Genomic DNA, 10,500 nt, shown 5'->3' on the forward strand with positions numbered 1-10,500 from the left:
CCTATAATCATAAGGGACTGATTTAAAACTTTGGCAGCATATGATCAAGCAAATCTCTGATTTGTTTAAAAAACAAATGATCCATTTCAGGATGAAAATGAGCAGCATCAGCTGACGCTACACCAAAAATCACCTGACCATTTTCATCAGACAGTTTAGTTAATGCAACGGAGCCCACTTCACTGCCAAACAAACGTTTTGATTCAGATTGAGTCAGGCGACCAAAATAAAAACCTTGTTGGATACGTTGACGCCAAATATTTGCTAATTCACTGTCGATATCGTGAACCGTAATTAAACGAACATGAGTGAATCCAAACTGCCCTTTTAGCTGCTCAGACAATATTTGCCTTAACTCACCTAGATCTTCGCACTTTAAAATACTCAGCGATAACGCACTGTTGAACCTGAAAATCTTTTCGTTTTCAGTGGCGATTTTCATTAATGACGTAATTTCTTCTTCTAATTGCGTGACTCGAGAACGCAATAAATCTTGGCGTTTCTCGACTAAAGAAACCGTACCACGCTCATGGTGAGAGACACGCATTGCCAGTAATAATTCAGGGTAACGATTGAAAAACTCTGGATTATCAAGCAAGTATTCGCGGATCATCAATTCATCAATTGGCATAGCTTCTAATGGTAATTCTGTGCCAAGTAATGCGGCAGATTCAGCATTGTCTTCGAGAAGTTTTTTAGTACGGGTTACATCGTTCATAACTGAATTTGTCCATCAAATACATGTTCAGCAGGTCCAGTCATCCACAATGGTTTCCCTTCTCCTTCCCAATTAATGGTAAGGCGACCTCCAGGCAGGTCAACTTTGACCTGTCTATCTAACTTATTCTGTAAAATACCGATAGCCACGGCAGCGCATGCGCCAGTTCCGCAAGCTAATGTTTCTGCTGCGCCACGTTCATACACTCTTAATTTTATGTGGCCACGATCAACCACTTGCATAAAGCCAACATTCACGCCTTTCGGGAAACGTTCATGCTTTGTCAGCATTTGGCCAATCTCTTCTACATCGGCGGTGTCAACATTATCGACTTCGAGTACGCAATGAGGGTTGCCCATCGAGATTGCGCCACATAAAAATGTTTGCTTTGGGGTTTGCAGTAAATAGGTTTTCTCAGGACGTTTAGCTCTGAATGGGATTTTCCCTGGTTCAGTCACCGGAACCCCCATATTAACCGTCACATTTCCATCACGTTCAAGCCGCAGTGTCATTTTACCAGAGCTGGTACTGACACGAATTTTATACTTATTAATTAGCCCTTTATTACGTACAAAGCGGGCAAAACAGCGTGCTCCATTGCCACACTGTTCCACTTCACCGCCATCAGCGTTAAAGATTCGATAATGAAAATCTAAATCAGGATCATACGGAGGCTCAACTAATAAAAGTTGATCAAAGCCAATACCGAAATTTCGGTCGGCTAAACGGCGAATTTGATCAGGCGAAAAAAACACATTCTGTGTTACGCCATCAACCACCATAAAATCATTACCCAGCCCATGCATCTTGGTGAATTGGATCAAAAGAATTTCCTTTATCGAACTAAAAAATTAACTGATTTCACTAGTTTAAGGTAGTAAGTGCTCACCTTGCCACAATTGCTCTAATTTTTCACGCTCGCGTATGACTTGATGCAGGTCTTGGTCAACCATGACTTCAGCAACTCTAGGACGAGAATTGTAATTTGATGCCATGACAAACCCATATGCACCACTTGAGCGAACGGCGAGTAAATCTCCAGCCTGAACATTAAGCTGGCGGTTTTTCCCCAAAAAGTCACCTGTTTCACATACAGGACCTACGACATCATACTCATAGCTTGGTGCAGAAGTGAGTTGAACAGGAATAATATTTTGCCAAGCGCTATAAAGTGATGGGCGAATAAGATCGTTCATCGCGCCATCAACAATGGCAAAGCGCTTATCGCTATTTTCTTTCAAAGAAAGTACTTCAGTGACAAATATACCTGCATTTGCTGCAATCGCACGGCCAGGTTCAAATATCAATTTAAGTGGACGGTCGCCCAAGCGTTCAAGTAACGCTGCAGCATAAACATCTGGATGTGGCGGTGTTTCATCATCATAAGGCACACCTAAGCCACCACCAACATCAAAGTGTTTAATTTCAATGCCATTAACTGCAAGACGGTCAATTAACGCTAACATTCTATCCATCGCATCTAAGAATGGCTGCATTTCTGTAAGCTGAGAGCCAATATGACAATCGACCCCTTTGATCGCTAAATGAGGGAGTGCTTGCGCACGTGCGAACACTTGCTCAGCTTCATCCATTGCAATACCAAACTTGTTTTCTTTAAGCCCAGTCGAAATGTAGGGATGAGTCCCTGCATCGACATCGGGATTAACTCGCAACGATATCGGCGCGACTTTACCTAATTTACCAGCCACGTCATTGAGCAACTCAAGCTCTGCGCTTGATTCTACATTGAAACAATAAATACCAATGTTTAAAGCTTGTTCCATTTCAGCAATGGTTTTACCCACACCCGAGAAAACAACTTTTTTCGGGTCGCCGCCAGCAGCGATAACACGAGCTAATTCACCACCAGAGACAATATCAAAACCACTGCCAAGCCTAGCAAGTACATTTAACACCGCCAGATTAGAGTTGGCTTTTACCGCATAACAAATAAGATGGGGATGATTAGCCACGGCATTGTTAAATGCATTCCAATGACGCTCTAACGTCGCTCTAGAGTAGATATATAGTGGTGTGCCGTGAGTTTTAGCAAGTTCAGCAACAGAACAACCTTCAGCAAATAAACTATCCTGTTGATATGTAAAATGGTCCAAAATGCGTTTCCTTGTAAATCTTATTTATTTTGTGTCGGCTCTTGAGTTTGCTCGAGAGACTGTTGTTGGGTTGATTCAGTAGTAGGCTCTTGCGGTTTTCGCTCTTGCTGATTCGTTTCCACTTCAGAAGATTTATATAAAGGGCCTTTTTGTCCGCAACCTATAGTGAATAGGCTAACAAGCATTACTAATAAAAACAGTCTCATTTTTCTCAACATCTATGCATCTGGGGAGTTATAGCCTTATAATCGCATTCATAACCTAGAAAGCACAAGGATTGAAATACATGGCTATGACAGATACTGAATTTCATCAGTTGGCAGATGAAATGTTTAGCAAGATAGAAAACGCCATAGAAACAGCAATTGATGAGCAAGATGCTGATGTGGATATCAATGCGAGTGGCAACGTGTTGCAACTAGAGTTTGAAGACGGTTCGCAAATTGTCATCAATAAACAAGAGCCTTTACATGAGTTATGGATTGCGACGCGATTTGGTGGCTACCACTTTGCGCTTGTTGATGGTAAATGGTTTGATGAACGTAACGATAATGTATTTATGCCATTTGTTATTGAGTCAATTAAAAAACAAAGCGGCATTGCTTTGTCAATTTAAGCGTTAATTTATCAATGAGGTGAACTGAGCTTAAATATCTGAGCTCAGTTCATTCATTTCTACGCCAAATGGCACCACACTCAACTCGCCATCAATTCGTTCTAATTTAAAAAACTGTGGCACATTAAAATAATGCAATGAAGAGGCATCTCGCTCAAAAGCAAAACTATGGCTTTCTTTCTCAACTAATTCTTTCATCGACACATCTTCATATTCACGCTTTGTGAGCCGATTGGTTTCATCAATAATAAACACATCAAGAACATCGGGTCGCTGCCTTAAAAAGTACTGTTTTGCCCCTTTTGAGATATACAGCTTAATAATGCTGGGAATACTGCGAAAAGGATCAGACTTAATAACAGCTACTGGGGCATTCAACTGCGCTTTTTTATAACGTTCAACTTTGACTGGAGCAACTTTAACCTCATCGCCCGTCAACACCTTATAGACGAGACCCATAGAGTTAAAATACAAACCGTAGCGCTTATCGGATAATTTTATTGGGTGCATCATTGCCGACGATGATCTTGCTTCATGGCAATATTTAACGCACTGATTAAAAATATTAAACAGTGCATCATGAATTTGCTTCTTTAATCGCTCGGCACACACCAACACTTCGATATCGACTTGTTCAGGGGTTGCTTTTAGCCCCAGCGCCACAAAAGACAGCGCCTCTAATAAGCCTTGCTCACCTTTAAAGCGATGACATTGCCACTCTCCCCAACTATTCAGTGAAATCACATCCAGAGTCGACAACATGTTTTGCTGCTTTTTCCCTAAAGAAAAAACATTGCCATTCATGTAATCGACCATGATTTCCTGACCTTGCCATTTTAGCGTAGGGTCACCATCAACGTTAGCCACCACAATCAGTTTCTTATAGAAAAAAGGTTGGCATAATTCAGCTTTTGAGACTTTATTATTATGGTTTAGTAGTGGCACTAAATGAGCCGATAGTTGTGTTAGCAACGCTGAACGGTGTTTCTTGCGGCCATATTCTTGCCAACGAGTGGTGGTTCTGGACACATCATTCATCACCGCCCAAGCAATAAGGGCCGTTGGAGTATCCGCTTTAATGATTGAGGTTTCGCCTAACAGTTGACCCGACTTCAGTGGTTTACGGTAAAGGTAATAACGGGATTCTTTAATGCTGTGAATGATGGTCATGTTCGGCTCGAATACCGAGTAACTCCACAACTTATTTAATGGCAGCAGTTGATGTTCATCATCACTAAAATAGGTATGTAACTTACGAGCTAACATCCCTAACTCTTCAACTCTAAAGCGATCGCTTAACGCTTGCTTAGAGGCAAATTCAAGTAGTGTTTTATAACTTTTCAATAAGAGTTCATTTAATTGTTTATTGAACCACTTTAGCTGGCCTGAATGCCAGTTTTGACTATTATCTAGGGTTTCTAATAAGCTTGATGGCCAATGCCATTGCTCAACAAGTTGCTGCATCTTATCTCGGCGCCAATCTTGTCCTACACACGCATTGGTTAAATTAACCCCGCATTTTAGGTAAAAACAACGTCTAACAATCTCTAATCGACGAATGTCTTTTTGTTTTAATAAATAGCTTTCGATACGTTGATACAGAATCAAATAGGCGTCATTCGAATCAGAAAAATCATCACGTAGACACTGCTCCCAAATTTGTTCAGTTATAAAATAGGATTTGGGATAGTCCGCCGCATAAGTTTCAAGTAGCAGTACTTTAAGTAGCGCTTTGTGAGGTTTATTCAACCCCTTATACAGTTGCCACAATGAAGCGCCAAAGTACTCAGTCGCAGGCATTGACCTTACGTCACCTAAATGCAACACCGATGGTTCTTTTGAAGCTTCAGGCCACCACCCCACAGGTTTACCCGCTAGACGAATGTGCGAACGATAAAACTCTTCTAGTAATAACCAGTGCTGCGTACTACCACTGTGCTCTTCACCGAGTGAACTAAAGCAGTTATCAAATGCACTGCACTCTCGAAACTGCAACGGATGCACTAAGTAAAAATTCACTTCAAAATCAAATGAAGCAAACCACTCCGTTAATGCCGCCGTTTTGTCTGCGATGAGGGCTAAATCAGCATTGCCAAGGCTCGACTTATAGACCAACCATACATCAACATCACTTTTGGGGTTCTGGCCAAAACTGGCAGTACTCCCCATAGAGTAAACCCCCTCGAAGGCACTTGGTTGGTTATTGTTGGTTTCAATAAAGGGTAAATCAAATACTTCACACGCGAGCGAGACTTCTGGAAGGGTTGCAAAGTCGCTCACGCCAAATGGGGTTAATGCAGAGGTGCCACCTGGTAATTGGGGATGATGATGATGGTGTATGAGGTAAGGAATCAAATCGAATAAGCGTTGCTGTTTTGGTGACAATAACGATTTGACTCGTTCGTAACGAACAAGGTTTAATCGATTAGCTATTTTGACTGGCCGACAACTGTTTTCAATCAAGGCTTCCATCCCTGTGCAACCATCTACTATCGTTTTGATACCAATTTGCAAGCAATTGCTTGCAATATTAGCGCTCAATTAATTAGCAACAACATGATCATATTATCACTTTTGGATAATTACGCCAGTAAATGAGATCTGCGTCACAAAAATTTTATGTGCATAGGTCAAACAATCACTATCAGTTTGTTACATAAGCTCGATGGCAATGTTAGCATTGACGCAATTAAGTCTATTGATGGAACTCTCTGGCATGTCTCAAAATGTTATTCGTATCGCTACTCGTAAAAGTCCACTGGCTATGTGGCAAGCTGAATTCGTAAAAGCAGAGCTTGAACGCATTCATTCTGATTTAACGGTTGAGTTATTACCAATGAGCACTAAAGGAGACGTTATTTTAGATACGCCTCTGGCTAAAGTGGGTGGTAAAGGGTTATTTGTAAAAGAGCTGGAAGTTGCCATGCTTGAAGACCGTGCAGACATCGCTGTTCATTCAATGAAAGATGTACCGGTAGATTTTCCTGAAGGCTTAGGTTTGCAAGTGATTTGTGAGCGTGAAGATCCTCGTGATGGTTTTGTATCTAATACATACAAAACCATTGCTGAATTACCTCAAGGCGCTGTAGTGGGTACATCAAGCCTACGTCGTCAATGTCAGATCCGTGCAGCTCGTCCTGATCTAGTGATTAAAGACTTACGTGGTAATGTCGGAACACGTCTAGCTAAGTTAGATAGCGGTGATTACGATGCCATTATTCTTGCTGCTGCTGGCTTAATTCGCCTTAAACTGGATGAACGTATTGCAAGCTTTATCTCAGCAGAAGATTCACTTCCAGCAAATGGTCAAGGCGCTGTAGGAATTGAATGTCGTACTGATGATGAGCGTGTTAAAGCATTACTCGCTCCACTAGAACACCTTGAGACGCGTTACCGTGTATTTGCCGAGCGTGCGATGAATACCCGCCTTGAAGGTGGTTGTCAGGTACCTATTGGTGCTTACGCTGAAATCGAAGGTGATACATTAAGCTTACGTGGTTTAGTGGGTAACCCTGATGGCAGCCAAGTCATTGAAGGTGCTGTATCTGGTCCTAAAACGGATGCAGTCGCTTTAGGTGAGGCACTGGCTGATGACTTACTTAGCCGTGGCGCTAAAACTATTTTAGATGCTGTTTACAACAAGTAATTAGGCGAAAGCTTACATGAAAGTCTTGTTAACGCGCCCTGAGGGGCGCAATCAAGCAATGATAGAACAGCTCAATGCAAAAGGAGTGGACTATATTGTCACTCCTTTGTTAGCTGTTGCTCCAACTCAACACCCTTTCTCTCATCAGCAACTTTCTGATGCTGATGCCATCATTTTTATCAGTACCAATGCGGTAAAGTACGCTGCAGAAATGCTTAATAACCATTTTCCTGCAAGTCGATATTACGCTGTTGGAAAAGCGACAGCTGCGGCACTGGCCGAGCTCGGTGTATTTGCAGAAACCGCACCAGAAGAAAGCCAAGATAGTGAAGGATTATTATCGCTAACCTCGTTAAGCGATATCGCTCAACAACAAGTCGTCATCATTAGAGGCGTTGGCGGTAGAGAAACCATCGCCGAACAACTTAGCTTAAGACAGGCAAGTGTCAGCTATTGGGAAGTTTACCAGCGAGTCACGCCACAACTCGATTCACAATACATTTGCAACTATTGGGCAAGCGCTCAAATAGACACTATCGTCGTGACCAGTGGCGAAGTCCTAGATAATCTAATTAAACTTGTTCCAAAAGAGTTATTTGCATGGTTGCAATCATGTCATATCATAGTACCTAGTCATCGAGTGGAACAAAGGGCTAAAACGGCAGGTATTCATCACGTCACCAATGCTAACGGCGCGAACACTGAAGCTGTTTTACGAGCGTTATCTATTTAAACAATAAAGTAAACTTGCTTATTTGCCATATTGTATAATGCTGCCAAACTTGTACCCTATCACTCTACATTTTTGTCGCGCAGTAAATGGTCGCACTAATTGTTAACCGCAATTAGTTACTCAAGGACAGCTCATGGAACACAAAAAGCAAGCTTCAACGTCTACTCCAGAAAATAATGAAGCACCTTCAGAATCTGTAAATGAAGTCAATTCTGTTACTGAAAATCAAACTAGTTCTCACACTGATGCTGACTCAACAGACTTGCCTACGAACAAAGAGCCATCTTCAATACATTCTGATGCGCCAAGCGATAAACCGAAACACAATAAGAGTTCATGGTGGGTAAGATTAAGTATTTTACTCTGCCTGATTATCGCTCTTGCAGGCATTGGCATAAGCTATTTATTGTTGATTGAACTCGAAAGTCAGAAAATTGAGTTACAAACTCAGTATCAACAAACACAAGCTATCAGTAATGAAGTGACTGAAGCGTTAATTGAACCTAAGCGTCGTATTGCAGAATTAGAAGTACAGCAACAAAACGATACCTTGGCCTACCAACAACAAAATCAGTTGGCAAAATCACACCAACAACTTCAAGAGCGAGTTGCAACCTTAGCTCAACGAAATCCAAACCATTGGATGGCATCTGAAGCTGAATACTTGGTGAGAATGGCAGGACGTAAATTATGGTTAGAGAATGACCCTAAAACTGCAGCCGGATTGCTAAAGTCTGCCGATGATCGTATTGAAGCAATGAAAGACCCTACTTTGTTACCTATTCGACGTGCATTAGCCCACGATTTAGCTCAAACGAATGCCATTAAAACAACGGATGTTGCCGGTACCATCTATACGATTGATGGTATTTTAAATCAGTTAGACAGCTTGCCGTTAAACCGTGCCAAAGCGCAGTCAGCTGAAGACTTAGCAGAACAACACGTCATTACAGACTCGTTAGATGACTGGCAAAGTAATCTTGCTAAAACATGGCATTCAGTTACTGATGGCTTTATTACCATCCGTAAACGTACAACAGATATAGAGCCGTTATTAGCACCAAATCAACAATGGTATTTAATTGAAAATATTAGAAATAAATTACTACAGGCTCAGTTGGCTCTGTATCAACATGATGAAGTAAATTATCGTCAATCGATCGGCTTTGCTCGCACATGGATTCAACAGTATTTCGATTTAGATGAAGACTTAACTCAAGACACCATGACGGCACTTGATGCGTTAATTACAGTTAAAATTGACCAAGTGAAGCACACCAATTTTGAGTCGACCCGGTTACTACAGCAATTAATCACTTATGGTTCATTGGTTCCAGCAGAGGAACCACAGCTATGATTAAAATTCTTACTTATGTCATCATCATTTTAATCGGTTTCTGCATTAGCCCATTTATTATTGGCAATACTGGCTATATCTATATTGCGGCGGGCGAGTATCAAATAGAAACCAGCTTAGTCTTTGGTTTATTAGGGTTAGTGCTCTTTTATTGCGCGCTCCAATTAACTGAATGGCTCATCATATTTTTGCTTAATATTGTTATCAATAGCCGTTACTTACCAGAACGTTGGCGTAAAGAAGCTGCGAAGAAGCACACGCTTCAAGGCGCGTTAGCATTAGCAGAAGAAGATTGGCCTAGTGCAGAAAAAGCCATGGCAAAAGGTGCTGCTAAAGGGGAGCTGCCTGCGCTCAATTTATTTGCAGCGGCAAGAGCTGCGCATCATCAAAAAAACACTGATAGCCGAGATAAATACTTAGCAGAGGCGGCAAAAGACCCTTTGGCTAAAACCGCCGTTAAAACCTCAAAAACAAGGTATCTAATTCAGCAAGGAAAGCTGACTGAAGCAAGAGCTGAGCTTGATGCATTAAATCCAACCAGTAAAAGTAAATCACCTGTATTAAAACTAGCCCTTGACCTTTATCAACTTCAAGATGATTGGCAAGCACTTAAAATCTTATTACCTGCGATTAAAAAACGTCAGATTATTAGTGAAAAGCAGTATGCAGAGGTTGAACACACAACCAATACGGCATTATTAACGGCAGCGTCTCAACATGGCGAACAAGAGCTAGAAAAGTGCTGGCATTGGCTAAGTAAAACGGAACGTAATCAGCCACACCTTATTAGTATCTACGCTCGCGGCCTGTGCCAATATGATCGTAAAAAAGACGCCATAAAAATCATCAATAAAAGCTTAAAGACTGATCTTCATCCAGCACTTTTAGCTGACATCCCCAAAATAATCGATGCGGATGATGAAGATATTAGAAAATTATTAGCTCGATTTGAGCAAAGTCATGAACATGATGTTGATTATCAAATTTGTTTAGCAAAGTTAGCTCAACAAAAACGTGATATTAAAGTGGTTAAAAATCATTGGTTTAGTGTTTGCCAGATATCACCTAAGCGTGAGTACTTTTTATCATTAGCCCAAGCGCAGGAGCAATTAGGCGATAATGCTGCTGCATTACAAAGCTACCGTAAAGCAGCTAATTGTTCTGACTAATATTCATTAAATCGAATAATTAACTATTTAAAAACCTGCCAATTGGCAGGTTTTTTTATCTATTTTGCAAACTAAACGCCAGTTTGAATCGTATAAAAAATAAACTACACTTGTAGATTCCAGTTTTTAGCACTTTGTTATTAAAAA

Annotated in this window: 10 protein-coding genes; 5 read left to right on the forward strand and 5 right to left on the reverse strand. The window is 41.1% G+C overall.

Annotated features, from left to right (window positions below; genetic code table 11):
• Positions 1 to 22: 22 nt before the first annotated feature.
• The 4 genes from ACGEDC_RS06265 to lptM form a co-directional block, all read right to left on the reverse strand.
• Entirely contained in the window at positions 23 to 631 is a 609-nt protein-coding gene (locus ACGEDC_RS06265) for a DUF484 family protein (protein ID WP_394498263.1), read from the reverse strand.
• 83 nt (positions 632 to 714) lie between these two features.
• A complete protein-coding gene (dapF, locus tag ACGEDC_RS06270; protein WP_055023601.1) occupies positions 715 to 1,542 on the reverse strand; it encodes a diaminopimelate epimerase in 828 nt (275 codons plus the stop codon).
• A 45-nt stretch (positions 1,543 to 1,587) separates the two neighbouring features.
• Positions 1,588 to 2,832: a diaminopimelate decarboxylase gene (lysA, locus tag ACGEDC_RS06275; protein ID WP_080916986.1), complete on the reverse strand. Its 1,245-nt coding sequence runs from the start codon at positions 2,830 to 2,832 to the stop codon at positions 1,588 to 1,590.
• 20 nt (positions 2,833 to 2,852) lie between these two features.
• A complete protein-coding gene (lptM, locus tag ACGEDC_RS06280) occupies positions 2,853 to 3,050 on the reverse strand; it encodes an LPS translocon maturation chaperone LptM (RefSeq protein WP_055023603.1) in 198 nt (65 codons plus the stop codon).
• A gap of 68 nt (positions 3,051 to 3,118) precedes the next feature.
• On the opposite strand from lptM, the gene cyaY reads away from it, so the two are divergent.
• Positions 3,119 to 3,448 (forward strand): iron donor protein CyaY, encoded by a 330-nt coding sequence (cyaY, locus tag ACGEDC_RS06285; RefSeq protein WP_055023604.1) that lies wholly within the window; start codon positions 3,119 to 3,121, stop codon positions 3,446 to 3,448.
• 30 nt (positions 3,449 to 3,478) lie between these two features.
• Here the strand turns inward: cyaY and ACGEDC_RS06290 are convergent, their stop codons facing one another.
• Complete coding sequence (locus tag ACGEDC_RS06290) at positions 3,479 to 5,962, reverse strand: class I adenylate cyclase (protein ID WP_394497170.1); 2,484 nt, start codon at positions 5,960 to 5,962, stop codon at positions 3,479 to 3,481.
• 202 nt (positions 5,963 to 6,164) lie between these two features.
• On the opposite strand from ACGEDC_RS06290, the gene hemC reads away from it, so the two are divergent.
• The 4 genes from hemC to ACGEDC_RS06310 all read left to right on the forward strand — a co-directional run bounded on the left by hemC (position 6,165) and on the right by ACGEDC_RS06310 (position 10,353).
• On the forward strand, positions 6,165 to 7,094 hold the full coding sequence (gene hemC, locus ACGEDC_RS06295; protein ID WP_394498265.1) for a hydroxymethylbilane synthase: 930 nt from the start codon (positions 6,165 to 6,167) through the stop codon (positions 7,092 to 7,094).
• 16 nt (positions 7,095 to 7,110) lie between these two features.
• Positions 7,111 to 7,827, forward strand: coding sequence for a uroporphyrinogen-III synthase (locus ACGEDC_RS06300; protein WP_394497172.1), 717 nt, complete (start codon positions 7,111 to 7,113; stop codon positions 7,825 to 7,827).
• Positions 7,828 to 7,960: 133 nt separating this feature from the next.
• A complete protein-coding gene (locus ACGEDC_RS06305) occupies positions 7,961 to 9,184 on the forward strand; it encodes a uroporphyrinogen-III C-methyltransferase (protein ID WP_394497174.1) in 1,224 nt (407 codons plus the stop codon).
• Positions 9,181 to 10,353 (forward strand): heme biosynthesis HemY N-terminal domain-containing protein, encoded by a 1,173-nt coding sequence (locus ACGEDC_RS06310; RefSeq protein ID WP_394497176.1) that lies wholly within the window; start codon positions 9,181 to 9,183, stop codon positions 10,351 to 10,353. The genes ACGEDC_RS06305 and ACGEDC_RS06310 overlap by 4 nt, the downstream gene beginning before the upstream one ends.
• The last annotated feature ends 147 nt before the right edge of the window (positions 10,354 to 10,500 follow it).

The organism is Shewanella sp. ENK2 (assembly GCF_043568515.1).
Lineage (GTDB): Bacteria > Pseudomonadota > Gammaproteobacteria > Enterobacterales > Shewanellaceae > Shewanella > Shewanella japonica.

Bases quoted from the DNA above. Each gene is read 5' to 3' on its own strand.
- ACGEDC_RS06265 (WP_394498263.1), bottom strand. From the start codon at position 631: ATGCCAATTGATGAATTGATGATCCGCGAATACTTGCTTGATAATCCA.
- lptM (WP_055023603.1), bottom strand. From the start codon at position 3,050: ATGTTGAGAAAAATGAGACTGTTTTTATTAGTAATGCTTGTTAGCCTA.
- cyaY (WP_055023604.1), top strand. From the start codon at position 3,119: ATGGCTATGACAGATACTGAATTTCATCAGTTGGCAGATGAAATGTTT.
- hemC (WP_394498265.1), top strand. From the start codon at position 6,165: ATGTCTCAAAATGTTATTCGTATCGCTACTCGTAAAAGTCCACTGGCT.
- ACGEDC_RS06300 (WP_394497172.1), top strand. From the start codon at position 7,111: ATGAAAGTCTTGTTAACGCGCCCTGAGGGGCGCAATCAAGCAATGATA.
- ACGEDC_RS06305 (WP_394497174.1), top strand. From the start codon at position 7,961: ATGGAACACAAAAAGCAAGCTTCAACGTCTACTCCAGAAAATAATGAA.
- ACGEDC_RS06310 (WP_394497176.1), top strand. From the start codon at position 9,181: ATGATTAAAATTCTTACTTATGTCATCATCATTTTAATCGGTTTCTGC.